17 protein-coding genes are annotated in these 26,178 nt (G+C 74.7%); 4 read left to right on the plus strand and 13 right to left on the minus strand.

What is annotated here, in order from left to right; translation table 11 throughout:
* Window positions 1–54: 54 nt before the first annotated feature.
* The 6 genes from BFF78_RS36630 to BFF78_RS36660 form a co-directional block, all read right to left on the minus strand.
* A complete protein-coding gene (locus tag BFF78_RS36630; protein ID WP_069782372.1) occupies window positions 55–1,881 on the minus strand; it encodes a hypothetical protein in 1,827 nt (608 codons plus the stop codon).
* Window positions 1,878–5,720, minus strand: coding sequence for a vWA domain-containing protein (locus BFF78_RS36635; protein ID WP_069784035.1), 3,843 nt, complete (start codon window positions 5,718–5,720; stop codon window positions 1,878–1,880). The genes BFF78_RS36630 and BFF78_RS36635 overlap by 4 nt, the downstream gene beginning before the upstream one ends.
* A gap of 128 nt (window positions 5,721–5,848) precedes the next feature.
* Window positions 5,849–7,018 (minus strand): ATP-binding protein, encoded by a 1,170-nt coding sequence (locus tag BFF78_RS36640; protein WP_069782373.1) that lies wholly within the window; start codon window positions 7,016–7,018, stop codon window positions 5,849–5,851.
* 796 nt (window positions 7,019–7,814) lie between these two features.
* Window positions 7,815–12,818: a hypothetical protein gene (locus BFF78_RS36650; RefSeq protein WP_069782375.1), complete on the minus strand. Its 5,004-nt coding sequence runs from the start codon at window positions 12,816–12,818 to the stop codon at window positions 7,815–7,817.
* Window positions 12,815–13,669, minus strand: coding sequence for a DUF4132 domain-containing protein (locus tag BFF78_RS36655; RefSeq protein ID WP_069782376.1), 855 nt, complete (start codon window positions 13,667–13,669; stop codon window positions 12,815–12,817). Before BFF78_RS36655 ends, BFF78_RS36650 begins: the two co-directional genes overlap by 4 nt.
* A gap of 119 nt (window positions 13,670–13,788) precedes the next feature.
* Complete coding sequence (locus BFF78_RS36660) at window positions 13,789–14,190, minus strand: DUF5997 family protein (protein ID WP_069782377.1); 402 nt, start codon at window positions 14,188–14,190, stop codon at window positions 13,789–13,791.
* Between the two features lie 82 nt (window positions 14,191–14,272).
* Between BFF78_RS36660 and BFF78_RS36665 the strand changes: the two genes are divergently transcribed.
* Entirely contained in the window at window positions 14,273–15,046 is a 774-nt protein-coding gene (locus BFF78_RS36665) for a LysR family substrate-binding domain-containing protein (RefSeq protein ID WP_099054995.1), read from the plus strand.
* A 216-nt stretch (window positions 15,047–15,262) separates the two neighbouring features.
* On the opposite strand, the gene BFF78_RS36670 is transcribed toward BFF78_RS36665, so the two are convergent.
* The 3 genes from BFF78_RS36670 to BFF78_RS36680 form a co-directional block, all read right to left on the minus strand.
* Entirely contained in the window at window positions 15,263–16,726 is a 1,464-nt protein-coding gene (locus tag BFF78_RS36670) for an MFS transporter (protein ID WP_069782379.1), read from the minus strand.
* Window positions 16,727–16,871: 145 nt separating this feature from the next.
* Complete coding sequence (locus tag BFF78_RS36675) at window positions 16,872–17,567, minus strand: HAD family hydrolase (RefSeq protein ID WP_069784036.1); 696 nt, start codon at window positions 17,565–17,567, stop codon at window positions 16,872–16,874.
* Window positions 17,568–17,587: 20 nt separating this feature from the next.
* Window positions 17,588–18,064 (minus strand): Lrp/AsnC family transcriptional regulator, encoded by a 477-nt coding sequence (locus BFF78_RS36680; RefSeq protein ID WP_193433606.1) that lies wholly within the window; start codon window positions 18,062–18,064, stop codon window positions 17,588–17,590.
* A gap of 228 nt (window positions 18,065–18,292) precedes the next feature.
* Here BFF78_RS36680 and BFF78_RS36685 point away from each other — a divergent pair, with 228 nt between their 5' ends.
* Both BFF78_RS36685 and BFF78_RS36690 read left to right on the plus strand, forming a co-directional pair.
* Complete coding sequence (locus tag BFF78_RS36685) at window positions 18,293–19,819, plus strand: FUSC family protein (protein ID WP_069782380.1); 1,527 nt, start codon at window positions 18,293–18,295, stop codon at window positions 19,817–19,819.
* Between the two features lie 120 nt (window positions 19,820–19,939).
* A complete protein-coding gene (locus BFF78_RS36690) occupies window positions 19,940–20,974 on the plus strand; it encodes a lactonase family protein (protein ID WP_069782381.1) in 1,035 nt (344 codons plus the stop codon).
* Between the two features lie 110 nt (window positions 20,975–21,084).
* Here BFF78_RS36690 and BFF78_RS36695 read toward each other — a convergent pair whose 3' ends face one another.
* The 4 genes from BFF78_RS36695 to BFF78_RS36710 form a co-directional block, all read right to left on the minus strand.
* Entirely contained in the window at window positions 21,085–21,861 is a 777-nt protein-coding gene (locus tag BFF78_RS36695; RefSeq protein ID WP_079161628.1) for a sirohydrochlorin chelatase, read from the minus strand.
* Window positions 21,862–22,186: 325 nt separating this feature from the next.
* Entirely contained in the window at window positions 22,187–23,161 is a 975-nt protein-coding gene (locus BFF78_RS36700; RefSeq protein WP_069782383.1) for an N-acetylglucosamine kinase, read from the minus strand.
* On the minus strand, window positions 23,158–23,835 hold the full coding sequence (locus tag BFF78_RS36705) for a uracil-DNA glycosylase (protein ID WP_069782384.1): 678 nt from the start codon (window positions 23,833–23,835) through the stop codon (window positions 23,158–23,160). Before BFF78_RS36705 ends, BFF78_RS36700 begins: the two co-directional genes overlap by 4 nt.
* Before the next feature lie 87 nt (window positions 23,836–23,922).
* A complete protein-coding gene (locus BFF78_RS36710; protein WP_069784038.1) occupies window positions 23,923–25,011 on the minus strand; it encodes a WD40/YVTN/BNR-like repeat-containing protein in 1,089 nt (362 codons plus the stop codon).
* Between the two features lie 288 nt (window positions 25,012–25,299).
* Here BFF78_RS36710 and BFF78_RS36715 point away from each other — a divergent pair, with 288 nt between their 5' ends.
* Entirely contained in the window at window positions 25,300–25,890 is a 591-nt protein-coding gene (locus tag BFF78_RS36715; protein WP_069782385.1) for an Rv1733c family protein, read from the plus strand.
* Window positions 25,891–26,178: the final 288 nt, after the last annotated feature.

Genomic DNA, 26,178 nt, shown 5'->3' on the forward strand with positions numbered 1-26,178 from the left:
GGCCCGTCCGGTGTCGCATCCCCTGGCCCAGGTCACCCGATCGGACCGGTCCCGTCATCCCGGCCAGGCCGCGGCGCAGAGCGCGCGGTCCACCTCCTCGGTGTAGCGGGCCGCCGCCAGCCAGGAGCGGGCGAAGCGTTCCGGATCCGATGGGAGAAGGCGGCCGAAGACATCGCGGGAGCGCTCCGCTGCCGCCGCGTGCAGTTCCTCCAGCAGGGCGCCCGCCGTCGCCAGCCCGGCCCGGTGCAGCCGTCTGGCGTCCGCGGACGCGGTGCCTGGGAAGGACAGCACACGCCGGCCGCCCGAGACCGCCTGCTGGACTCGTCGGCTCAGCAGATGGACCGGGGCCTCCTCGGTGTTCGGTGCCGCCCGCACCAGGGAGGCCGGTGCGGTGGGCAGGTCGGCGCGCTGGAGCCGGTCCAGGCCGACATCGACCCGTGTGCCGGACCGCGCCGGATGCTCGGTGGCGAGGAGCCGGGCCCGGGGAAGCGGGGCCGGAGTGAGCCGGGCGACGATCCGGAGCCTTGCGCCCCGCGCGGCGGCCAGCAGGCGCAGGTTGTCCCGGTGGGGAAGCGCGGGATGGTCGTGTGCGGCCGTCAGCCGCAGTACGACGTCCTCGCACCCGGCGAGCAGACAGTCGCCCGCCGCCTCCGTCGCCGTACCGAGGAGGGTGACCTCCAGGAACAGCAGGTCGTGGCCGCCGTTCAGCGCGCGGGTGAGCTGCTCGGCCACGGGGACCGTCCAGAGGCGGTCCAGCGGCTCCTCCCGCCAGCCGGCCCCCGACGCCCCGACCGCCCGCACTCCGGCGCCCGCCCCCAGCCGCCCGGTGGGGGAGACGGTGGCCCCCGACACCGCGAGTCCCGCACGCGACAGCTGCCGGTGGGTCAGGGCCGTATCGCCGAGTCGGACCGCCCGGTCGGCCGCGCCCACCGCACGCCCGGCACCGCCCGGAGCGACATCGGACACCTGGTACAGCCGGCCCTGGGCATCGGCGGTCCACGTGACGGCGCCCGCGTAGCCGCTCGCGGTGAGCACCGGTTCCGAGAACAGGCCGTACAGCCGCAGCGAGCCATCCGGGCGGTACGGCTGCCGTGCGGTGCCGCGCAGCGCGGCCAGCTCCGCGCCGGTGGCGTGCGGGACGCGGTGGGCCACGGACAGGACGTCACGCAGGCCGGCGGCCAGGTCCGCCAGACGGTAGGCGGGGTCGGCCGCGCGGGCCGCGCGCAGCGCGGTGACCACGGAGACGGCGGAGGCGGCGGCCCGGTGCAGGCCCGCGAGCCGCGCCGTGTGCGCCGCCCGCAGCAGCTCGGCTTGGAGCACCGCGCCCGCCCCGTCCGCACCGGCCTCGAGCACGGCGGCAGCGGCCGAGTGGAGCGCGTGGGCGGCGCCGCACTGCCGGGCGTCGGCCGTCTCCGGCTCGGCCATCTTCTGCCCGGCGCCGCTCGTTTCCTGCCCGGCCGCCTTCTGCCCGGCGTCGGCTGCTTCCTGCCCGGCCGCCTTCTGCGCGGTGCCGGCCGTTCCCGGCCCGGTCGGCGTCTGAGCGGTGGCGGAGGACTGGCCCGAACCTCCCTCAGCGGCCTCGGAGTTGGTGTCATCGGCGATCGGGGCCGCCGAGGCGGCCGCGGCGCGGTGGAGGCAGTCCGGAGCCAGCAGACAGCCGCAGCGGATGGCATCCGGGCTGGTCACCGTGCCGTCCGGGGCGTGCAGTTCGAGATCGGTGTCGTCGTCGAGGGAGATGCGCACCGTGTCGCCGTCGCGAACGGCCGGACGGTCCGCCAACTTGGCGATGCCCGCGTCGAGTCGCTTGCGCAGCCGGGGCGAGAGTGCCGCGACGAGTTCGGCGGTCACGGCCGGGGCGACCGGCGGCAGATCCTGGCTCATGCGATCTTCTCCCCTACCCAGCGGGCCAGTTCGAGCGGGCTGAGAGCGGCCACCGGCATGCCCGCCGACACCAACTGCCCGGCCACACCGGTCGAGTAGCGGGGGCGGCCCGTGTCGTCGAGGCTCGCGCAGCCCAGCACATGGCAGCCGGCACCGACCAGGGCGCGGACCTCGGCGAGCAGTCCGCCGACCGGGTAGCCCTCCTCGAAGTCGCTGACGACCACGACGAGCGTGCGCGAGGGCACCGTGACCAGTTCGCGCGCGTGGCGCAGTCCGGCGGCGATGTGGGTGCCGCCGCCGACGCTGACCTCCAACAGGAGGGAGAGCGGGTCCTCGACGTGGTCGGTCAGGTCGATCACCTCGGTGGAGAAGGCCAGGAAGTGCGTGGACAGGGTGGGCACTCCCGCCAGCACCGAGGCCGTGAGCGCCGCCCAGATCGTGGACGCCTCCATGGATCCCGACACGTCGGTGACCAGGATCAGCCGCCAGTCGGCCGAACGACGGGCGCGACTGCGGAAGACCGGCCGCTCGGGTACGACCCGCACCGTGCCGTCCGGCATCCGGCGGGCCGTGGTCAGGTTCGCCCGCAGGGTGCGGGGGAGGTCCAGGCCACCGCCGGGGCGGCGGCTGGGGCGCGGCAGGGCGGTGCCGTGCAGTGCGGGACGCAGCCGGGTCGCCAACTGCCGGGTCAGCGCATCCACCAGACGCCGAACCAGCGGGCGCAGCGCGGCCAGTCGGGCTTCTGGCAAGCCGCCGGCGTGCCGCAGCACCGAGCGCAGCAGGTCGACGGAGGGCCGTACGGTGTCCGGGTCCAGCTCCGTGAGCACGTCCTGGCGGCCGGCGGCGGCAGCCGCGGCGAGCACCTCCTCCCGGATCCCGGGGCCGAACAGGGCCGCCAGCTCCTCGGACCACTCCCGCACCCCGGGATACGGCGCCGCACGACCACCACCGGCCCCGCCACCCGGGCCCGAGAGGTCCCCGCGGCTGCCCTCACCGCGTCCACTGCCGTACAACTCGTCGAGCGCGGTCGCCAAGGACCGGGCGGAGGCGGACAGTCGGTCACTTCTACGGCCCAGCAGCAGACGCCAGCGGTCGGCCGGGGCGAGCTGGTGGTCAGCGCCGGATGGGGAGGCGGCGGGTGTGCCGGGGGCGTGGGCCGGGGCGGAGGACATGGGGTCGTCGGCGTCGTCGGGAGGCGCGGAGCTTGCGGTGCCGTCGGCGTCGTGGGGAGGCGTGGAGCTTGCGGTGCCGTCGGCGGCTTCGAGAGGGACGGAGCCGGAGGCGGCGTTGCTGGTGCCGTGGGGTACGGAGTGTGCAGCGCCGCCGGTGTTCGTCGCGGACGTTGTCCCGGTGGGCCGGTGAGGTGGCAGGAGGTCCAGGGCGGCCAGTGTCTCGCGGGCCGCGAGGTCGGCTCCGGTCCACAGGGCGAGAGTCGCGGGATCGGTGCCACCGGTGTCGTCCGGCCGCTCTCCGTCCAGGCGCTGCTCGACGGAGGCCAGCAACCGGTCCCGGGCGGCCGGGCTGAGCGTGTCGAAGCCGCCGCGCAGCGCCGGAAGCCGGTCGATGAAGTCCCGGTCGGAGAGCTCCGCGATCCGGTTCAGCAGCGGTTCCAGCGCGGGCGCCGCCGACTCCAGCAGCGGCCCGGCCGCGCTCAGCAGACCCGCCAGCCGCGCGCTGAGCGCCGACCGGGACCCGGCGTCGCAGGCACCGTCCACCCAGGAGGCCACCCGGTCGCCGAACGCCGCGGCCTCCTCCAGCCCGAGCAGCACGCGTACCGCTCCGGCGGCGCCCCGCATCAGCGGAGAACCGTCGGCCGCCAGCCGGGCGAGCGCGTCGGTGAGCCGTATCCCGCCCAGCGCGTCGGCGCGGTGAGCGAGTTCCAGCAAGGCGTGTGCGTCGGCCGGATCCTCGGAGCCGGTGAGCCCGTCGAGCTGGCGCACCGCGGCGGCGGTCAGCAGCTCGGCGACAGCCGCCGCCCGCGCCGTACGCTGCGCACCGCTGCCGAGCCCGGCGATGTGACCGGCCCGCAGCCGGTCCAACAGGGCGAGACCCGCGAGGAGTTCGGGCAGCGTCCCGGAGTCCGGCAGCACCTCGGCGGTCTCGGCCAGCCGCTCGTCGGTGAGCCCGGGCAGGCCGCACTCCGCCGCCTCTTCCAGCCCCCGCAGGGTCTGCGCCGCCGTGGGGCCGCCCTCGTCCCGCTCCACGCGGAGGCGTTCGCGCAGCATGCCCTCGGCCGCCTGCGCCGGCGTGACTCCGCGGACCCCGGCCGCGCTCAGCATGGCCGCGGTGGCCGGTGTCCAGCGCACCTCCCAGCGTGAGGTGAGCGCGTCGGCGCCGCCCGTGCCGACGACGGCCTTGGGCTCGCCGTAGGGCACCGCGCACACGGCCAGGCGCCGCAGCAGGAGCTCACGGCGGCGATCCAGTTCGGAGCGGAGCGGGTCCAGGCGCAGGTCCCGCGTGGCGCCCTGACCCGAGTCCGCCGGGCCGGGCAGTCCCAGCTCGGCGAGTCCCGCCTCGACCGCAGGGGCGAGCCCGCTGCGCGGCGCGTCCGGGGCGGGGCGGCCGGTGCGCGTCCCGACGAGCACCTCCTCCATCGCCCGGGCCACGGCCCGCCCCCGCCCGTACGGCTCCCCCTGCGCGAGCACCGTCTGCACCGCTTCGACCAGCTCGCCCCGGCCCGCCGCGGGCAGCCCCCGCAGCCGGGCGAGATCACCGGCCAGCCGCGCGATCTCCCGTGCGTCGGCGGGCCCGGACGGATGACCCTGCGCCCGCAACCCGGCACACACCCGCACGGCCGCCCGCGTCAACGCGTCCTCCAGCGCCGCCGGTTCACCGGCCGAGTCCAGCACCATGTGCTGCCACTCCGGGTCGCGGATGCCTGCCGGGTAGCCGGAGCGCTCGTCGAGCAGGGCGTAGCTGTACGGGATGAGGGAGGTCGTCCAGGCCGGGGCAGGATCCTGCGCCGTCTCGGCAGCGGAAGGCCGCGCCGGTCCCACGGTGCTGGTGTCGCCCGGTGCCAGGAACGCCGGGGCGTGGAAGGCGCCGACGAGCACGGCGGCACGCTCGCCGTTCGCCGTGGCCTCGGCGAGACACGACCGCATCCACCGCTCGCGTCGCAGATCCAGCTCCGGCACCCCGCCCGAGGCCGCCGCCTCCTCCCGCAGCGCCCAGCCCGTCAGCAGCGCGGCCCGCCGCAGCGCCTCCGGCGGAGAACCGGGAGCGGCGGCCTCGACCAGCCGGTCCCACAGATCGTCTCCGGGCCGGCCGGTGAGGCCAGAACGCAAGATGGAGGTGAGCCCGGCCGCAGCAGAAACACCGCCGCGTCCACCGTCCTCCAGCGCCTGGCCGCCGGGCATCCCGGGCTGCTCGGCTGTGTGTGGCGCCGCGACGCCGGGTGTGCGGGACCTGCCACCTTCCCCAGCACCGTCCGGGCCGGGCGCCCCCGTCCACGCGCGGTCCGCCAGCGGCAGATCGCACGCGATCACGGGTACCCCGTGCCGTGCCGCCCAGCGGACGGCTGCCAGTTCCGGTGAGAAGTCGGCGAAGGGATAGAACGCCGGGCCTCCCGCCCCGCCCACGGGCGCGGCGGCCAGGGCGACCGGGGCGCTGGTCTCCTCATGGGTGAGCCACGGCAGCCAGTCCTGCATCTCGGCGGGGAGCTCGACCAGCAGCACGTCCGGCCCGGCCGCGTCCAGCAGCGCCGGTACGACGGCGGCGAGGGAGGGCGCATGGTGCCTTACGCCGATGAGATAGGGCACCGACGAGCCGGTCAGGGCCGCAACGGCGGCCTCGGGATCGGCGAAGGCCGCGAAGCCCTTGTCGGATCCAGCCAAAGCCACGGAGCCTGCGTCGGGATCGGCGGCAGCTGTGGAGCCTGCGCCGGGATCGGTGAGGACCTCAGGGGCCGCGTCGGCGACGGGGGCGGCTGCGGCGGACGCGTCGAAGGGAGAGACGGGGGACACGGTCGTCAGCCCTCCAGGACCGTACGCAGGTCCCACAGAGTGCGCCAGGTGGCCGAGCCCTGTTCGGCGCGGCGCCGGACCGGGCCGTCCCAGTAGCCGCGCAGCCGCGCCGCATCCGCCGGGTCGTCCTTGCGTACGACACCGAGCAGATGGCCGGGCAGGAGCCCGAGGACGTCCCGGTCGCCCGGGAAGTACGCCGCGGCCAGCCCCAGTGCGCCCGCCACGGACACCGCCTCCGCCGTGCTCATCACCGTGGACGGCCGCTCCACCTCCCAGCCCTCCGCCGACCGGCCCTCCCGCAGATCACGGAAGACGGTGATCAGGGCTTCCAGGACGGCATCGTCGACCCGGAAGGGCGCACCCGCCCGTTCCACCGAGGCCCGGGCCTGGCCGCGGACCAGCGCCGTCTCGGCGTCCAGGTCGGAAATGGGGCCCACCGTCTCGAAGTTGAAGCGGCGCTTGAGCGCGGCCGACATCTCCGAGACGCCCTTGTCCCGCAGGTTGGCGGTGGCGATGAGGTTGAAACCCGGCGCCGCGTGCGCCAACGCGTCCTTGCCGCCCGCCAGTTCCGGTACGGCGATGCGCCGCTCCGAGAGCAACGACACCAGGGAGTCCTGCACCTCGGGCAGACAGCGGGTGACCTCCTCGATCCGGGCGATCGCGCCCCGGGTCATCGCGGTGAGCACCGGCGACGGAACGAGCGCCTGCCGACTGGGTCCCTGCGCCAGCAACAGGGCGTAGTTCCAGCCGTACTTGAGCTGGTCCTCGGTCGTGCCGGCCGTCCCCTGCACGACCAGCCCACTGGTGCCGCACACGGCAGCCGACAGCAGCTCCGAGAGCATGGACTTGGCGGTGCCGGGCTCGCCGACGAGCAGCAGGCCCCGCTCACCGGCGAGCGTGACGACACACCGCTCGACCAGCGCGCGGTCGCCGACGAACTTGCCGGTGATCTCCAGTCGGCGCGGCACGCCCTCCGGCGCCTCCGCGTCGTCGGGCAGCCGCAGAGCCCGGCCGCCGCTGCCCATGACGAACGTGACGACGGCCCGCGGCGTGAGCCGCCAGGCGGGCGGTCGCGGACCGGCATCATGGGCGGCGAGGAAGGCCAGCTCGACGGCGTACCGGTCCTCGGGCGGGACGATCTGACGGGTCGCGTCGGGCGCGAGGGTGGTGGTCATCGGCGGGTGTCCTTCGACGTGGTGCGGACGGAGGTCGGGGCAAGGGCGCGAGCAGAACCTCGCCGCGCGGCGCGCACAGGGACCGGCCAGGCGGTGCGGACAGGGGTTGGCCGGGAGGCGCCGCCCCGGGTGGGCCAGTCGGCGTGGGCAGGCTTTGGCGGGGAGGAGTCGGTTGGGGTTGGCCCTGCGGTCCAGGCGTGGGTGGGCTGGGAGGCGCAGGGGGAGTCCGGCCGCGCGGTGCAAGCGGGAGTCGGCCTGGAGGTGCAGGCAGAGTCCGGCTGCGCGGCGCAAGCCGGAATCGGCCGGGTGCCGCGGACGTGGGTCGGCCAGGCGGCGTAGATCCGGGTCGGCCCGGTGGCGCGGGCAGGGATCGGCAGGACGGCGCCGGTTGGGATCGACCCTACGCCCCAGGCGCGGGTCGGCCTGGAGGTGCAGGCAGAGTCCGGCTGCGCGGCGCAAGCCGGAATCGGCCGGGTGCCGCGGACGTGGGTCGGCCAGGCGGCGCAGACCCGGGTCGGCGAAACGGCCCGGGCCGGAGTGGGTCGCGCGGCGCGGACAAGAGTCGGTCGTGCGGGTCGGACAGCGGCCTGCGAGGCCGGTGCCATGCGGGCCGCTGCCCTCCATCCCCTTGTGATCCGGCTCGTTGCCATCCAGCCCGTTGCGATCCGGTCCGGTGCCATCCCTGCCGATGCCATCCCAGCCGGTGTCACCCGAGCCGGCGCCACCCCCGCCACGCCGATCCAGGACGGCGTTTCCGACACGTACACCGGCGCGGCGGGAACCATCGCGGTGGACGTCATCGGCGCCGCCCCCGCCGGTTCGCGCGGGTGGTCAGTTGCTCGTAGGCGGGCGTGTCGCCCGTGCGGACGCGGGCCCAGGCGCGTTCGAACAGCTCCGGCACCGGGGCCGGCGGTATCGCGCGCTGGTGGCCCGGAATCGGGTACAGACCCTCCTTCCAGGTCTCCACCGGCAGCGCGGGCGACTTCAGGTCGCGCCAGCCGCACGGCAGGAACAGGGTGCGCCCGGCGCGCGGCCGCTTGGCCTCCACCACCAGGTCCGTGGCGGTCAGTTCGGCGCGGGCCCTCTTCAGGCGCGCGGGCTTCCAGCCGGTCCAGCGGGCGCAGTTGCGGTCCGTCGGATCCGGCAGGGCCAGCAACTGGAGATAGAGCGTGGCGGCGTCCTCGCCCAGCCCATGCGTGGCGGCCACCTCGACGACGAGCGCCGGCACGCTGATGCTCGGGTCCTGGGCATACCCCGTGAAGGCGTCGGCGCCGGCCGCGACCGCGCGGCCCAGCCCCTCACCGAGAAGCGTGCGCAGGGCGCGCAGGCCACGGTCGCGCTGGGGACCCACCAGGCCTTCCAGCAGCCCGAACACCGCGTCGTCGGGCCCGGTGAGGCCGGCCGGACGGACCAGGACCGTCTCGGTGTCGCGGTACCAGGGGCGCAGGACGAGTGCCTCGCCGACCCGGGTCCTGCCGTACGCGTCGGCGCCGCCGGTCGCGGGCAGTCCATACGCCTTGCGCAGCTCCACCGCCGTGGGGCCGCCCTTCTCCGTCCACTCCACGTCCAGATCGAGCATCAGCTCGGGGTCGGACATCCGGCGGCGTACCGCGGCGAGGCCCTCGGGCAGTGCGGCACGCAACGGGTGGCCGTACGGCAGGACGTAGGCGAGTGCGGACAGTGCGCCGACCGCACCGGTCAGGGTGTAGCTGCTCGGCTGCGCCTGGGGGTCTTCGGGGACGAGGTTGCCGTCCTTGTCCGGACGCAGGACCGTGGTGCGGCTCAGCCAGGGTGTGCGGGACGGGTTGAGCACGTCCTCGGTACCTGAGGCACCCAGCCCGGACAGTTCGGCGCTCAGTTCCTCCGGCAGCCGGACCAGCGAGCCGAACTGCTCGGCCCACACCCGGCCCGCGGCCTCGGTGTCCGGCCCGGTCGTCCACAGGGCGGCCGGGTCGGCGGGCAGCAGCGCGCCCATGAGCGCCGTGCGCTGCCGCACGCCCAGCCCTTGCAGCAGTGCCGTGCCGAACTCCCGCTGCCGGGGCTTCAGTCCCATGGTGGCGAGGCCGTCGGCGGCGGGTTCCTGCGGCAGCCCCGCGAGCAGCACGGTGGACTGCAGCGGGCCCAGCGCGCCGCCGGTCGCCGCCTCCAGTGCCCTGGGCGCCGAGGGCTGCCAGGGCGCGGCGCCCTTGTCCCGGATGAGGTGGATGACGGTGGCCAGGTCCTCGGCGGAGATCGTCGGGGCGTACCGGGTCTCCCGCTCCAGTGTGAAGTGCGCGACCGCGCCGAACGCACTGGACGGATCGTGGTCCAGCGCCAGCCAATTGACCCGCTCCCGCTGGGTGTCGACACTCTGGGAGCCGAGGATCACCACCGTGCGCCCGGCCCGGCGCAGCACCTGCCCGGTGCGGTGCTGCTGCTCCTTCTCCTGCGGTTCGCCCAGCACGATCTCGCGCAGCATGCCGCCGGCCGAGACGAGGGGTCCCTCGGCGAGAGCCTCGGCCAGCAACAGCAGCGGCTCCCGCTGGGCGTCGGTCAGGACGGGCGAGGAGGCCCGGTACAGCAGGGCTCGCAGGGCGCCCAGGACGGGTGGCCACGTCCTGCCGTTCGCCGGGACCGTGTGCTCCTCGCTGGTCCAGCCGTCCGTGAGAGCGCCGGTGCGCGTCAGGCCGGGCAGGGGCTTGCCGTCGGCGGGCTTGCCGGACAGCACATGGTTCACCGCGCGGATCTGGCGGAGCGTGCTCCACTGCCCGCCGTGCGTCCAGCCGGGCAGCCCGACGATTCCGGACAGGGCGTCGCACAGTGTGCGGTCGTCGCCGTGCACGGGACTGTAGTCGGCGAACATGCCGTCGGTCCGGCTGCGCGGCTGTCGCGGCCTGTCTTTCGGGGGAGTCGCGAACGCGGTGGCCGAGTCGGTGATGCGCAGCGCCGACCTGACCAGTGTGGCGACGCCGATCAGCAGCCGTCCGTCGGTCACGTCCGCAAGGGCGTGCTCCACGGCCTTCAGGGCGACGGCGTCCGCGGTCGGCACGGCGGCCTTGGCCGTCTCGTCCGAACCGGCTGCGGTCAGCGCTTCTTGACGGAGCATCAGGGCTTCGGCCGTCAGCCGCAGCAGCTCCGCGGCCTGCTCGTCGGACAGGGCGCGCAGCACCGCCGAGCCCTTTTCGTCGCGCGGACGCAACGCGTGCCAGAAGGGCAGCGGGGGAACGAGCCGGGTGCCGGCGGCGTACTCACCGCCGCGGTCGTTCGGGGTCAGCCGCCCCAGCAGGCCGGTGTCGGAGGTGTCGTCGCCCGCGTACAGCCCGATCGTGCCTCCCACCCTGTGGTCGCCCAGCCGGGCGACGACGGGCTCGGCACCCCCGGGCAGCCGCAACGCGCCGAAGGGAACGCCCGCCCGGTGGCCGTGGCCCACCGCGATCGACACGGTCCGCCCGTCCGGTGTCCCGGCCGTACGGCGCTGCTCCTCGCCCTCGCCCTCCTTGCGTACCCAGCGCCCCAGCACCGTGCCGTCGGTGCCGAACGGGCTGTGCTCCAGGCCCGGTTGCAGCGGCAGCACCTCACACACGCCGGGCAGCAGCTCGGCGTCCTCGCGGACGGCCGAGCGCAGCAGCGCGGGCAGGGACGCGCGGCCGTGCGTCCCGGTGACCGGGTCGTACTCCAGCCACACCGTCTGCCGGTCCTGCCGGCCCTGGCGCCACAGGGTGGTGCCGTCGCCGATGACCGCGCGGCACGGAGGCAGATCCGTGTCACCGGCGTGCAGGGTGCGGCCACCGGTGGCGCGTCCGCCGCCGGCCAGCGGGATCGACGGGACGACGGCCTCCTGGCCGGACCACCAGGACGGCAGTTGCTCGCCGCCGAGTTCGAAGACGTCGGCGGGCCGGGCCGACCAGTAGCCGTACTGCTTGCCGCTGTGCCGCCACATCACCAGCAGTTCCCCGTCCACGAACCGGAAGCGGGGGCGCTGCCAGCGGTCCAGGTCATGGGGCAGGCGCAGGTCGTGGTCGAGCAGGATCCGCTCCGGGCCGACGACGACCGCCTTCTGCCCGCGGCAGAGGATCAGCGCGGGCCAGGCCTCGTGGACGGTCAGCGAGTTGTCCGCGCCCTTCCTGTTCTGACCGTCGAGCAGCGTCAGTGCCTCGTCGAGGGCGGGCCAGCCGAGCTCGTCGAGGATGCCGGCCCGTACGGTACGGCCGAGCAGCGGTGCCACCCCGCGGGCCGCGACCCGGGCCGCCGCGTCCGGTGCGACCTCGGAGGCGATCACCCGGAAGGGGCGCACCCGGTCCAGCGCCGCGCGGGCGCCGGGCAGGCCCGCCGCGCGCGTGAAGTCACCGACCGCCTCGTCCAGCCACTCGCGCAGCACCTCGGAGAGGACCGGATGGGCGGCGATCGACTTCAGCATCTGCTCGCTGCTCTGATGGCTGCCGACCCTGTCCACGGCCTGGTGCAGCAGCCGCCGCAGTCGCGGGTCGGCCGCGACGGCCGCCAGGTCACGCCGGCCCGCGCGGTCGTCCAGCAGCCATTCGGGCAGCGGCAGATACACGCGGACGTCGGCGCCCGGCAGCGTCAGCGGGACGCCCTCGGCCGCGCACAGGTCCAGCAGATCGAGGTCGGCGCCGGCGTGCCAGCGGCCGGTGCACAGGTCCACCGGGCGGCCCGCCGCCCGCAGCACCGGAGCCATGCGCTCCACGAGCGCGAGCGTGGCCGGGCAGCGGCGGGAGTACGAGCCGCCGTGCTTACGGAAGGACGCCCAGCGGGTCAGCCAGTCCGCCGGATCGGCGCCGTGCGCGGCCGCCGCCGGCTCGTCCGTCAGCAGTCGGTCGGCCCCCGTCTCCGCGAGCAGGGCCAGCCAGAACTCCTCGTCCTCGGTGTCCCGGCCGAGACCTACGGGCATGATCTCCAGCAGCCGGAGCCGGATCTCCGGCCGCTGGCCGGCGAGGACCGGCAGCACGGAGCGGTAGGCGGTCCAGAAGGAGCGCGGTGCGCGGACCGCGGCGGGGGAGGCGATCAGATCGGCGACCAGCGCGCACTCCTCGGTGACCCGGTCCAGGCCGACGGCCTTGATCAACCCGCGCGCGTCCTGCGGCAGCGAGGCGTACGGCGGCATCCCGGCCGCACAGCGCTCCACGATCAGCTGACGGAACTGCGCCCAGGCCGCGGCCGGTTCGAGCCGCCCGGCCAGGTCCCGCACATGCTCCTTGAGTGCCTTCACGGTCAGCGCACCGGCGAAGGCGAATTCCAGGAAGACCGCGCGCTGCCGCTCCTCGTCCACCACCAGGGCGTGCACCCGCTCGGCCTCGCGGGCCTTGCCGAAGAACGCGGCGGCGTACGTGGTGTTCTCGTGCTCCAGGAAGACCCGCGCGGCCTGTTCGTAGAACGTCGGCAGGAAGTGAGGCACGGCCCGGCCCAGCTGCTCGCCCAGCGCCTCGAAGCCCTCCTTGGCCGTGCCCGGGCGGGACTTGGCCTGCCGGGCCAGCTGCTCGACGTCCTTCACCAGGGCGAGCGCGTGATGCCCGTTGTCCGGGTCGTTGACCAGCGCCCAGGCTGGGAAGCCGAGCGTCTCCCGGCGCACCTGCCCGACCTCCGGCGCCTGAAGCTCCCGGGCGAGGCCCAGGAACTCCAGTGCCAGGTCCTCCGCGTCGCCCAGCGTGCCCGGCACCAGCCGGACCACCGGCCGCCCGTCGAGGGCGGGGTGCGTGTACGTGCGTACGGTCAGGCTGTCGGCGTCCTCGCGCGCGGTGCTGCCCCGGGGCAGGACGGCGCCGGCGTCCAGCAGCGCGGTCACCGTGGTCTCGTCGTACGTCATGCCGCCCGCTCCTCGTCCTCGATGTCCCGCCCCGCGTACAGCGCGGCCGCCATGCGCATGCCCTCCGACCAGGCCACCGGCCCGATCTGACCGAGCCTCAGCAGCCGCCCGGCGGGGTCGGACCAGACCAGCGGGCCGGTCTCGGTCTCCACATAGCCGTCGTACTCGCCGATCCAGACGCGGGCCTCGGCACTCCGGCCGTCCTCCAGGACCGGGCACACGGCATACCCGCCGCGCACCCGGTAGCCGAGCTGGGACGCCCGGCCGTGCAGAAAGCGCAGTTCCTTGAACGAGCCGCCCGCGTACTCCTCGACCTGGGTCGCGTCGGCCTCGAGGGCGGCCGGGCGGTGCCAGACCTCGCGGAAGAGCTGCTGCGCGCGCTGCTCCACACCCAGCTCGACGGCGAACTCCCGCAGTTCCTCGAGGTCTTCGAGGAGGACCGGGTGGGGAATGCGGACGAGGTCGGGGGCGATGCGGACGGTGTCGCCGTCGAGGTCGACCAGGCCCAGGCCGCGCTGGGGATCGGCGTCCCGCAGGAAGCCGGCGACCTGTCCGTCGGCACCGGTGACGACGAGGTCGCGCAGCGCGGCCTGCCAGGCCGGGTCGGGCCACACGCGCGTGACGACGGCGAGCGGCACGGGCAGCGAGCGGACCATCCACCGCTCGGCCGTCGCCAGGCACTGCCGCTCATGCCGGTCCAGCCACTCGACGAGCTGCCTGAGGCCCACGACCGCCGGATCGTCGGCGATCTTCGGTGGCACCGACTTCAGCCGCCGCCCGGACGCGTTGCGGCACACCACCTTTCCGCCGTCGAGGGCGACTTCGTAGTCACCGGCCGACACCCACCCCATACGTGCCTCCCGCACCCGCAATCGATCAAGTGACGGGAACTGTAGGGCAGAGCACTGACAACGCCCTCCGGGGGCCGGAGGGCGTTGTGGAGAAACGGTTTTGGGAGAACGGCGGACGATCAGTCGCGCCCGGCGGCGCGCTGCTCCTTCTCCTTCTTCAGCTGCTTGATCCGCGCGGCTTCCTTGCGGACCTCGGCCTGGGTGGCGCGCTCCTTCTCCAGCCACTCGGGCCGCTCCTGCTTGAGCGCCTCGATCTGCTCGGTGGTCAGCGCATCGGTGACGCCGCCGCGGGCGAGGCCGGCGATGGACACGCCGAGCTTCGCGGCGACCACCGGACGCGGGTGGGGGCCGTTGCGCCGCAGCTCGCTCAGCCACTCCGGCGGGTTCGCCTGCAGCTCGTTCAGCTCGGCGCGCGTTACGACGCCCTCCTGGAACGAGGCGGGGGTGGCGGGGAGGTACACACCCAGCTTCTTCGCCGCGGTCGCGGGCTTCATCGTCTGGGTGCTCTGCTGCGAACTCATGACGTCAAGGGTATCGGCCGCGTGCCCGGCCGCCGACCACGGCCGGTGACGGAGGGCAGGCCACGGCCGGTAACCTGGCCTGGTGACAGGCTCGGAGGAACCACCGTCGTTCCGGCTCGCGTACGTACCCGGGGTGACGCCCGCCAAATGGGTGAGCATCTGGAAGGAGCGTCTGCCGGACATCCCGCTCACCCTCGTCCAGGTCCCCGCCGCCGAGGCCGCCGGGGTGCTGCGCGCGGGTGAGGCCGACGCGGGCCTCGTACGGCTCCCCGTGGACCGAGCGTTCTTCAGCGCCATCCCCCTCTACACCGAGACCTCCGTGGTCATCGTCCCCAAGGATCACCTGATCACGGCCGTGGAGGAGGTGACCCTCGCCGATCTCGCCGAGGAGGTGCTCTTCCACCCCCTGGACGACGTCTTCGACTGGGACAGCCCGCCGGGCGAGCCGGCGTTCGAGCGCCCCGCGACGACACCGGACGCGATCGAGCTGGTGGCCGCGAACGTCGGCCTCCTGGTCGTCCCGCAGTCCCTGGCCCGCCTCTACCACCGCAAGGACGTCACCTACCGCCCGGTCACCGACGCGCCCCAGTCGAGCGTCGCCCTGTCCTGGCCGGAGGAGGCGACCACCGACCTGGTGGAGGACTTCATCGGCATCGTCCGCGGCCGCACCGTCAACAGCACCCGGGGCCGTGCGAAGTCTGCGGCCGCCGCACCGAGCGAGCAGCACAGGAAGCGTGCCGAACCGGGCGGCACCCGGCAGAAGCCGCCGCAGAAGTCCGCGAGCCGCAACCCCCGCGCCCGCACGGGCGGCACCAAGCAGACACCCAGGCGGGGCAAGCCGCGCCGGAGGTCGTGAGGGCCGGGGCGGCGGCTTCGACCGCGCCGGTCGCGGGACGCCGACGGTGCCTCGCGGCAGGGGTGCAGACGGCTCGCGCCACGCAGGGCCGTGGCAGTTGCGGGTTCGGCCTGGCGGTTCTCCGCATTGCCCAGCGCACGGTGTGGGGCTCTGACGACGCGATGCCCGGCGGTCTCGCGCGGCGAGGGTCCACAGCGGCGCCGGTCCCGTCGCCCGCTACACCTTCTCCCTTGCCACCTCTCCCCTCTGCTCCGGCTCGGGACGGGCACGGCGTTCCCGCAGGTCGGCGAAGGCCAGGAGCAGGGCCAGCAGGATGATGCCGACGGACGTGAGCAGGCCGTACTGGAGGGCGGTGGCGGGGGCGCTGTGGTGGGCGAGGCCGGCGAAGTACACCGAGCCCACGACGGCGACACCGGCCGCCGAGCCGATGCGCTGCGCGGTCTGCAGCACCCCGCCCGCCGCCCCGCCCCGCCGCACGGGCACGAGGGACAGGGTGAGCGTGGTGTTCGGGGAGATGGTCAGGCCGGAGCCGAGACCGGCGACGAGCAGCGGGAACGCCGCCGCCCAGGCCACCCCTGGCCCCGGTACCCAGTGCACGGCCGCGACGACGCCGAGCATGCCCGTCGCCACCGTGCACAGCCCGGCGATGACCAGCCTGCGGCCGAAGCGCACCACCAGGCGGCCACCCGCAGCGGCGCCCGCCGCCGAGCCCGCCGCGAAGGGCATGGACGACAGGCCCGCCGCCAGCGCGCCGTAGCCCATGCCGTTCTGCAGGAACAGCGTGTAGACGAAGAACAGCGTCGTGAAGCCGCCGAAGTACACCAGGCTCAGCAGCGCGCCGAGCGAGAAGGAGCGCAACGAGAAGAGCCGCAGGTCGACCAGCGGAGCCCGGTCGTGCCGCCCCTGCCGCCGCTCCCACGCCCAGAACGCGGCCAGCAGACCGGCGCTGACCGGGAGCAGGGCCCACTTCAGCCGCCCGTGCCACTGCTGTTCCTGCACCAGGGGCAGCATCAGCGCGAGCACACCCGAACCGAGCAGCAGCACGCCCGGCACGTCGAAGCACTCGCGCCTGCCCGAAGAGCCGGAGGCGCGGGGCAGCAGCCGCAGCGCCGCGCAGAAGACGGCCACCCCGATGGGCAGGTTGACGTAGAACACCCAGCGCCAGCCGTCGGGGCCGCCCGCCGCCTGGATCAGCAGGCCGCCCGCGAGCGGGCCGACCGCCGTGGAGATGCCGATGGTGCTGCCCATCATGCCGAAGGCGCGGGCCCGCTCGGCGCCCTGGAACATCTGCTGGATCAGCGCCGAGGTCTGGGGCGCGATCAGGCCCGCCGCCGCTCCCTGGGCCAGCCGGAACAGCACCAGCCAGGCGGCATCGGTGGACAGCCCGCAGGCCGCCGAGGCGAGCGTGAACAGCGCGAGCCCGGTCAGAAAGGTCTGGCGCCGGCCGCGCAGGTCACCGAGCCGTCCCGCCGGGACCAGGGCCAGGCCGAGGGTGAGGGCGTATCCGGACATCACCCACGACAGCTCGGCCGTGCTGGCGCGCAGTCCGCGCTCGACCGAGGGCAGCGCCACGTTCACGATCGACGTGTCCAGCAAGGTCATGAAGGCCGCGGTCAGGCAGACGGCGAGCGCTTGCCACCGTCGGTCGTGCTGGGCCGGCCCGGCCCGGTCTGTGGTCATGTGATCACGCTAGGCAGCCGCCGCGCCCCGCGCACGGCAGGAGCACCCGACGTGCACGGGCGGCGCCCCATGCTCCGGGTGACCGTGACGCCCTGCCCGGCTCAGGCCGACGTCGAAGGTTTCCCGATGCGTACGGGTGTGTCGATCACCGGGGCTGCGCCGTGGCCCGGAGCCACGCGTACGCCGACTGCGCCGTGAACTCCGCCTGACCGCCGCGCAGCAGGAGGGCGGCGGTGGCGAACCCGGGCGCGTCTGCCTGTGCGGCCACGTACGGAATTGCGATGCACCGCATGCCGGCCGCGTGGGCGGCGGCCGCGCCCGGTGCCGCGTCCTCCAGGACTACGCAGTCCGCGGGATGCGCGCCGAGCCGCCGGGCCGCCTCCAGGAAGACGTCGGGGGCGGGCTTGCCGTGCGGGACCTCGTCGGTCGAGACCACCGTGCGCAGGTACGCGCCCAGGCCGGTGCCCGCCAGGATCGCCTCGATGGCCTCCGGGGAGGAGCCCGAGGCGACCGCCGTCGGCACGCCCTCGGCGGCCAGCAGCTCCAGGAACTTGCGCATCTCCGGGTACGCGCGCGTGCGGGTGCGGGCCAGTTCCAGATAGCGCCGGTTGGTCGCCTCCAGCAGCTCGTCCACCGGGGCACGCAGGCCGTAGCGCTCCCGCCAGAGCGTCACCGTCTCCTGGGTGCTGATGCCGACGTAGCTCTCGTGCTCCGCCCAGGTGAAGCCCGGGACGCCGTGCTCGGCCAGGGTCTGCCGGCTCGCCTCGTAGTAGTTCGGTTCGCTGTCCACCAGCGTTCCGTCGAGATCGAAGATGACCGAGAGGGCGCCGAGATCGCTCATGCGATCCAGCATGCCAACCGTCAGGCGCGGGCCGCCCGGCCCACCGACTCCACCAGGGGCAGCAGCCGGTACGGGACGCGCTCGCGCAGCGCCACCTCCGTGCGGGTGCGTACCACGCCGGGCATGCTGATCAGCTTCTGGATGACGTCCTCCAGATGGGCGTTGTCCCGGCCCACCACCCGGGCGAGCAGATCCCCGCCGCCCGTGATCGAGAACGCCTCCACGATCTCCGGCACGGCGGCCAGAGCGTCCCCGACGTCGTCGAGATGCCCCTGGGTTACCTCGATGTGTACGAACGCCAGCACCGGATGGCCCAGGGCGCCGGGGGACAGGGACGGGCCGGTACCAGTGATCACACCGTCCCGCTCCATCCGGTCCAGCCGGGCCTGGAGCGTGCCGCGGGCGACGCCCAGGATGCGGGCGTACTCACGCACGCTGGTGCGCGGCTGCTCCAGGAGCAGCCGCAGGATGCGGGTGTCGAGTTCGTCCACGGCCATGATGGACGACTGTACCAATGGCTCAGCGACCGCACCTCCGCGTGTGCCGTTCGACCTGGTCCGTTGGTATTCCGGCCGCCATAGATCTCCGCGCCGTCCTGTGCCATTGGTGCAGCGATTCGGACCACACTTGAGCCAGTGACCTCCGTGATGCTCTCATGGACACGTCGATGGCGCTGCGGACCCCGCGGCGCCTTTTCTATGCCGGTTTTTCTGGGGAGGGCAGCAGTGCTGAAGAGGATGTTCGTGGCTCCGGACCCGGGGCGCGCGAGGCTGCGCTTCGCCGCGCGGGCCGTCCTCGGCATCGGCCTCGCGGTCGCCGTCTGCTTCCTCGCCGGACACTCCGTCGTCGGCGCGGTCACCGGTGGCCTCGCCGCGCTGCTCGCCCTGTTCACCGTCGCCGACCCGACCGTGCGCGAGCAGGCGGTCACCACCGCGCTGCTGCCCGCCGTGGGCGTGCCGGTGCTGGCCGCCGCGGCCGAGCTGCACGACCTCCCGGTCGCGCGCGACCTCGCCTTCCTGGCCGTCGTCGGTGCCGGGGTGTACGCGCGCCGCTGGGGTCCGCGCGGGCACAGCCTCGGCGTGTTCGCCTTCATGACCTTCTTCGTGGCCCAGTTCCTGCACGCCACCCCGGCCCAGCTGCCCGAGCTGTACGCCGCCGTCCTGCTGTCCGTGCTCAGCGCGGCCGTGGTGCGCTTCGGACTGTGGTGCTACGAGCGCCGGCAGCCCCCGGCCGCCGTACCCGCCCCCACTCCCGGCTTCGCTCGAGCGGGGGGACCCCCATCGCCCGCCGGGCGCGTCCTGGCCCGGGTGACCACGCGGCAGGCCGTCCAGGCGACCGCCGGCGCCGGATTCGCACTGGTCGTGGGCCAGCTGGTGTCCGGACAGCGCTGGTACTGGGCCGTCGGCGCCACCTGGTGGATCTTCGTCAACACCGCCTCGCGCGGCGAGACGCTGGTCCGCGGCTTCCGCCGGGTCCTCGGCACGGTGATCGGCATCTGCCTGGGCTTCCTCGTCGCCGTCCCGGTGCACGGCGCGCCCGTCCCGACGGCCGTCCTGGTCGCCGTCGCCGTCTTCGGCATCTTCTACACGGCCGCCGTCTCCTACACCTGGATGATGCTCTGCGTGACCCTGCTCGCCGAACTGCTCTACGGCCTCCTCGGCGTCCTCAGCCCCGGCCTGCTCGCGCTGCGGCTCGCCGAGACCGGGGTGGGCGCGCTCGGCGCCGCGCTCGCCGTGCTGTTCGTCCTGCCGGTCACCACGCACGCCATCACGGACGCCTGGATCCAGCGCGCCCTGCGCTGTGTCCACGTCTGCACGGCCGAGGCCGCGGCCCGGCTCGCGGGTTCCAGCACGGCGGACCCCGCCCCCCGCGTCGCCGAGCTGGAGCAGTTGCTCGGCCGGGTCCGGCTCTCGGTGGCCCCGCTGGTGCACCCGTTGAACCCGATGCCGGCCCGCAAGCGGCGCGCCCGCCGCGTCCTCGCACTGCTCGACGACTGCGCCCGCGAGGTCCATGGCCTGGTGGCGGTCGCCGCCGACCCCGAGGCCTCGCACGACGCCCGCCTGGCCGCGGCCTGCTGGCGCGTCGAGGCCGCCGTCGAGGCGCTCACCGCGGGCCGGCTGGAGCCCGTCCGCAGCCCAGCCGAGCCGCCCGCCGAGCCCGCCCTGGCCCACCTGCACGGCCTGGAGCGCGCCCTGGCCGACCTGGCGGAACCGCTGCGGGCCCCGTCGGGGTCGCCGTGGGTGGGTGCCTGAGCCGGGACGCATCGGGTGTGGGGGAACGAACCACCCCTCGATACCACTCTCTTGGTCTAGACCGCAGTTGATCGACTGCTACCGTCAGCCTCGGACGGGCTCGACCGAGAGGGGACAGCGGTGGCACAGGACGACGGGACGGGCAGGCGCCGGGTCTTCATCGGCTCGTTCACGGCGGCCGGCGGACCCGGGCTGGTGTACGGGGCGGTCGGGAGGGAAGGCGCGCTCACCCTCCGCGCCGCCGTGGACGACGTCCCGGACCCGTCGTACCTCGCCCTGTCCCCGGACGGCGGCATGCTCTACACGGTCAGCGAGACGGCTGAGGGCGCCGTCGCCGCCTACCGCGTCGCCGGCGACCGTCCGGAGCTCGCCGGTCCGCCCGTGCCGGTGGACGGCAGCGGACCGACCCACCTCGGCCTGTACGCCGGGCATGTGCTGACCGCCAACTACGGCTGCGGCAGCGTCACCGCCGTCCCCGTGCGCCCGGACGGCACCCTCACCGCCAAGCCATCCGGACGGCTCCAGCACACCGGCTGCGGGCCGCACGACCGGCGCCAGCGCGGTCCGCACGCCCACCAGGTGCAGCCCGACCCGAGCGGCCGCTGGGCCGTCAGCGTCGACCTCGGCACGGACTCGGTACGGATCTGCACCCTCGCGGACGGCACCCCCGCCCTGCGCCACGAGTTCGCCCTGCGCCCCGGCTCCGGCCCCCGCCATCTGGCCTTCCACCCGGACGGCACGCACGCGTACGTCGTCAACGAGCTCACCCCCACCGTGACCGTGTGCCGCTGGGATGGCGAGACCGGCTCGCTCAGGCCGCTCACCGAGGTCCCCCTGCTGCCCGGTGCGCCGGCCGGTGACGCCTATCCGTCCGGGGTCGTGGTCTCGCCCGACGGCCGCTTCGTGTGGGCCGCGACCCGCGGCGAGGACGTGGTGTCGGTCCTGGCCGTCGAGGGTGAGGCACTCCGGCTGATCGGCACGGTGCCGTGCGGTGGCCACTGGCCGCGCGCCCTCGCCGAGTACGACGGCTTCCTGTACGCGGCCAACGAGCGCTCCGGCGACGTGGCGTGGTTCGCCGTGGACGAGGCGACGGGACTGCCGCGCTACGAGGGCTCGGTGCGCGTTCCCGCGGCCTCCTGCGTCGTCTTCGGCTGAGCGGCCCCTCGGGCAGGGTGGCCGACAAGGCGAAGGGCCCGCTCCGGGGTGTGGAGCGGGCCCTGTGTCGTACGGGTGCCGTGCGGTGCCGGCGCGGGGTCGGCTGGGCGTCAGCGGACCGGCGTGCCCTGCGGCTGCTGCGGGGAGATGCCCAGTGCCGTCGTGTACTTGGCGAGGGCGAGCTTGCCGATCGCCGGGTACGCGCCGAGCGGCTCGGCCGTGGCGCAGCCCGCCTCCTCGGCGGCCGCCGCCAGCAGCGCCGGGTCGATCTCCGGGCCGATCAGGTACGGCGCGAGGGCCAGCTGCTGCGAGCCCGAGGACCGCAGCTGCTCGGCGACGGAGGAGATCGAGCCCTCCTGGTCCAGGGCCGCCGCCATCACCGGCACCGCCAGGCGCGCGGCGAGCAGCATGCCGGTGATGCCGGCCGCCTGTACGGCCTCCTCGCCGCCCACGGACGCCAGGATGATGCCGTCGGCGGCGGTGGCCACGGTGAACAGGCGGGCGCGGTCCGCACGGGCCAGGCTCGCCTCGGACAGCCGCACGTGCAGCGCCTCGGCGAGCAGCGGGTGCGGGCCGAGGACGTCGGTCAGCTCGGCGGCGACCCGGCTCTCCATCACGGACTGGCGGATCTGCCGCAGCAGGGAGCCGTCCGGACCGGCCAGCAGCGGGACGACGACGGCGACCGGACCGTCGGGCTCCTTGACCCCTTCGACCCCGGCGGCGACGGCCTGCTCATAGCGGGCCGTGCGCTCCTCGGCCGCGCGCACCAGCACGGACCGGAGCGTGGGGAATTCGACGTCGTCCCCTTCGAGGTACCCGATCCGGGCGTCCAGGCCGGGCAGCTCGGAGCGGGCGATGCTCACGACCTCCTCGGCGAGGCCGCGCATGGCAGCGCTGGGCGCACCGGGCACCGCCAGGGCAAGCGCGGGCGCGCCCTCGGGGCCACCAGCGGTTCCGGCCGGCGGTGCCGTCCGGGCTGGCGGGGTCGCGGCATTCGTACTGGCAGGCCGGACTCGGGTCCAGTGGGGGTGCTCATGGCGCCGCATGTTACTGGCTTTGCGGGTTCCTTCGTTCGGGGAGGGTGCAGGTGAGCGGTATCCGTCCGGTTTTGTCTGATGAGTTACGCGGGGAGGACACGTGTTGCAGGCATGTGCCGGGAACATGGGCTGACAAAGGGGCCGCAAGGGGGAACAATCCGCTTTTACGGTGACCTTATTCGCCCGGTGCAGGGACCACGTAGAGCATGGCGGGTTCACCCGGCAGGGTGAGGCGGCCCGCCGCCAGATCGCTCGCGATCCGTACCGAGCCGTGCAGGGGATCGCCCTCGGCCGGCACCCGCACCGCGTGCGGCAGCCTGGCCGTCAGCTCCTCGCCCAGCGGTACGAGGAGGGGGTCGCCCAGGCGCAGCAGGCCGCCGGTGAGCGCGACTTGCGGCTCACCGTCCGCCGGGCACACCGCCGCGACGGACTCGGCCATGTGCCGGGCCGCGGCGCGCAGGATGCCCGCGGCGACCGGGTCGTGAGCGGCGCACGCGGCCACCCGGGGCGCGAAGGAGGCCAGCACGGCGGGCCGGTCGGAGCGGGGATAGAGCTGCCCCGGCAGCCCGCCGACCGGGCCGAACTGCTCTTGCGCGCAGGCCAGCAGCGGACCCGAGCCGCCGTCCCGGCCGTCATGGGCGCGCAGCGCCGCCTCCAGGCCGGCCCGGCCGATCCAGGCGCCGCTGCCGCAGTCACCGAGCAGATGACCCCAGCCGTCGGCCCGCCGCCAGGCCGTCAGGTCGGTGCCGACCGCGATCAGTCCGGTGCCCGCGGCGAGCACCGCGCCCGGACGCGGCCCGAGGGCGCCGACGTACGCGGTGACGGCGTCGGCGGCGAGGGCCACGTGCCGTACGCCCAGCTCCCGGGCGAGGGCGCCCGGTAGTTCGGCGCGCAGGGCGTCGCCCAGGGTGGCGAACCCGGCGGCGCCGACGACGGCCGTGCCCAGCTCGTCCACTTCGGCCTCGGCGGCGGACGCGCGGGCCAGCGGGAGGAGTTGGGCCATCAGATGCGCGGGATCGATGCCCCGCGCGCCTGTGCGCACCGGTTCCCGTGACTCCCGCTGTGCTGCGGGCGCCCGGCCCGGCACACCGACGGCGACACGGAGACCGGACCCTCCGGAGTCCACCGCCAGATAGCCGGCGACGGTCACGGCAGTCGCCAGTCCACCGGCTGTCCGCCCTGCTGGATCAGCATGTCGTTGGCCCGGCTGAAGGGACGCGAGCCGAAGAACCCGCGGTCGGCCGACATCGGCGAGGGATGCGCGGACTCCACCGCGGGCAGGCTGCCCAGCAGCGGACGCAGATTGCGGGCGTCCCGGCCCCACAGGATGGACACCAGCGGCTTGCCGCGCGCCGCCAGCGCCCGGATCGCCTGTTCGGTGACCTCCTCCCAGCCCTTGCCGCGGTGGGCGCCCGGGCTGCGCGGAGCCGTGGTCAGCGCCCTGTTGAGCAGCAGGACGCCCTGCTGGGTCCACGGCGTGAGGTCGCCGTTGGCCGGCTGGGGCAGCCCCAGGTCGGTGTTCAGCTCGCGGTAGATGTTGATCAGGCTGGGCGGCAGCGGGCGTACCTCGGGCGCGACCGAGAACGACAGGCCCACCGCGTGCCCCGGGGTCGGATACGGGTCCTGACCGACGATCAGGACACGTACGTCGTCGAACGGCTGCTGGAAGGCCCGCAGGACATTCGGGCCGGCCGGGAGGTAGGTGCGTCCCGCGGCGATCTCCGCGCGCAGGAAGTCGCCCATTCCGGCGATCCGTTCGGCGACGGGTTCCAGGGCCTTCGCCCAGCCCGCTTCGACGATTTCATGCAAGGGTCGTGGTGCCACGGGCGAAACCCTACTGCCGTAGACAGGCCGGTGATCAACCCATGGCCGAAGCCCGGCCCGGACGCCGCCCGCGGTCCCCGGTGCGTCTCAGCCGATCACCGCCGCCCGTACGCACAGCACGTCCGGCAGATGCGACGCCAGCTGCTGCCAGCTGTCGCCGTCGTCGGCCGAGGCGAACACCTCGCCGTTGCGGTTGCCGAAGTACACGCCCGCCGGGTCGGCGTCGTCGGTGCACAGGGCGTCCCGCAGGACCGTGCCGTAGTGGTCCTCCCCCGGCAGTCCCTTGGACAGCGGCTCCCAGGTGCGGCCCGCGTCCGCGGTGCGGAAGACCCGGCAGCGGTGCTCGGCGGGCACGCGGTCCGCGTCGGCGTTGATCGGGAAGACGTACGCCGTCTCGGCCCGGTGCGGATGGGCGGCCACCGCGAAACCGAACGTGGACGGCAGATCCGCGCCGATGTCGGTCCAGTGCGCGCCCGCGTCGTCGCTTCGGTACACCCCCCAGTGGTTCTGCAGATACAGCCGGTCCGGGTCGCCCGCGTCCTTGGCGATCTTGTGCACGCACTGGCCGAACTCCGGGTTCGGATCCGGCAGGAACACCGCGGACACACCGGAGTTGGACGGCGCCCAGCTCGCGCCGCCGTCGGTGGAGCGGAACACCCCGGCCGTCGAGACGGCGACGGTCACCGCCTTGGCGTCGCGGGCGTCGGTGATCACCGTGTGCAGACCCTCACCGCCGCCGCCCGGCACCCAGCGCGAGCGCGTCGGATGCTCCCACAGCGGCCGGACCAGCTCGAAGCTCTCGCCGCGGTCCTCCGAGCGGTACAGCGCCGCCGGTTCCGTGCCCGCGTAGACCACGCCGGGTTCGGCGGCGGCCGGGTGCAGCTGCCAGACGCGCTCCAGGGACGCGCCGGTGTCCTTGGGGAACTTGACGGCCGGCCGCGGCGGTTCGGTCCAGGTGCGGCCGAGGTCGTCGGAGTGGAAGACCGACGGGCCCCAGTGCGCGCTGTCGCCGCCCGCGAGCAGCCGTGGCCGGCCCTCGCGGGTGTCGATCGCGACCGAGTAGACCGCCTGCGCGTTGAAATACGGACTGTCGTCGAACTCCCAGGAGCCGTGGTCCCTTCGCCGCCCGATGAACAGGCCTTTGCGGGTGCCCACCGCCAGCAGTACCTCGGTCATGCCGATCACCTCCGGGACGCCTTCGTCCAGGTAGTCGTGAGACAGGTAGTCGTCGGTTATCGGCCAGTCTGCACCCTGCCACTGACACTCTCCCCTGAAGTGCACGTTCTCGCAGGTGAAAGCGGTTCCGTCGGCGGCCGGCGAAGATCGTCCGGGGCCCGTTGCGGCATGCGCCTGCGCGAGCGGGGTGTCTCGTGCGACCGTCGGGGAGACGGCTCGTCGTGAGCAGCGGAGCGATCTCCCGCGTATGGGAGGGCGGTCCGGCCGGTCGGTGCGCTCGTGAGGAGGATGCCTTTGAAGGCGTTCCGTGGTCCGAAGGTGTGGCTGTGGCGCTGGCGGCGCAACCCGCTCAAACGCCGGGCCGACGTGGCGGAGGCCTGGGTGCTGCTCGGCGCCTGGCTGCTGACCGTCCTGGCGGGGGTCCTGGCCGGCCTGGTGGCGGCCCGGTCGGTGGAGGACGGACTGGCGAGGGAGCGGGCGGACTGGCGTCCCGCCGTGGCCCGCGTGGTGGGACGGGCACCGGGAAACACCCCCCTGCACGGCCACGCCTCCGCCGGTGAACGGGTCTGGGCCAAGGTGCGCTGGACCGTGGCCGACGGCTCCGCCCACACCGGTCAGGTCCGGGTGCAGTCCGGCAGCAAGGCCGGCACGCCGGTCACCGTCTGGACCGACCCGCAGGGCCATCTCGTCAACCGACCCACCTCCGCCTCCGCGGCCGCCTTCCGCGGCGCCCTGATCGGCTGCCTGGTGGGCGTGAGCGCGGCGGCCGTCCCCTTCGTCGGCGGCCTCGCCGCGCGTGGCCGCCTGGAACGCCGCCGCATGGACGCCTGGGACACGGAATGGGCCCGGCTCGGCCCCCAGTGGGGACGGATGGTCTGACCACCGCCGGCGGCCCGGGTCCCCGCTCCGGCCGGGGGGCCGGGGCCGCCGTGGTACCGCGCCGGGACCTACCCCGGCACCGCGCCGGGATCCACCCTGGTGCCGCGCAGGATTCACCTCGGTACCGCGCCGGGATCCACCCTCGTGCGGTGACGGGCCCCCTGGTACGGCGACGGGGCCGACCCCGCTTCTGGGACCGGGCCCGCCCGGACCCGCACTGAGCACGGCACCCGGCGCCCGCCCCGTACGTCGACGAGGACACCCCGGACCGGTGGAACTCGCGGCTCA

This window comes from Streptomyces fodineus, assembly GCF_001735805.1.
GTDB lineage: Bacteria > Actinomycetota > Actinomycetes > Streptomycetales > Streptomycetaceae > Streptomyces > Streptomyces fodineus.

What these genes read in the sequence shown, in the direction of transcription:
- BFF78_RS36670 (WP_069782379.1), bottom strand. Translation starts at nt 16,726, where the DNA reads ATGACCACAGACCGGGCCGGGCCGGCCCAGCACGACCGACGGTGGCAA.
- BFF78_RS36630 (WP_069782372.1), bottom strand. Translation starts at nt 1,881, where the DNA reads ATGAGCCAGGATCTGCCGCCGGTCGCCCCGGCCGTGACCGCCGAACTC.
- BFF78_RS36650 (WP_069782375.1), bottom strand. Translation starts at nt 12,818, where the DNA reads ATGACGTACGACGAGACCACGGTGACCGCGCTGCTGGACGCCGGCGCC.
- BFF78_RS36640 (WP_069782373.1), bottom strand. Translation starts at nt 7,018, where the DNA reads ATGACCACCACCCTCGCGCCCGACGCGACCCGTCAGATCGTCCCGCCC.
- BFF78_RS36710 (WP_069784038.1), bottom strand. Translation starts at nt 25,011, where the DNA reads ATGACCGAGGTACTGCTGGCGGTGGGCACCCGCAAAGGCCTGTTCATC.
- BFF78_RS36660 (WP_069782377.1), bottom strand. Translation starts at nt 14,190, where the DNA reads ATGAGTTCGCAGCAGAGCACCCAGACGATGAAGCCCGCGACCGCGGCG.
- BFF78_RS36695 (WP_079161628.1), bottom strand. Translation starts at nt 21,861, where the DNA reads ATGCGCGGCCTCGCCGAGGAGGTCGTGAGCATCGCCCGCTCCGAGCTG.
- BFF78_RS36680 (WP_193433606.1), bottom strand. Translation starts at nt 18,064, where the DNA reads ATGGCCGTGGACGAACTCGACACCCGCATCCTGCGGCTGCTCCTGGAG.
- BFF78_RS36655 (WP_069782376.1), bottom strand. Translation starts at nt 13,669, where the DNA reads ATGGGGTGGGTGTCGGCCGGTGACTACGAAGTCGCCCTCGACGGCGGA.
- BFF78_RS36715 (WP_069782385.1), top strand. Translation starts at nt 25,300, where the DNA reads ATGCCTTTGAAGGCGTTCCGTGGTCCGAAGGTGTGGCTGTGGCGCTGG.
- BFF78_RS36675 (WP_069784036.1), bottom strand. Translation starts at nt 17,567, where the DNA reads ATGAGCGATCTCGGCGCCCTCTCGGTCATCTTCGATCTCGACGGAACG.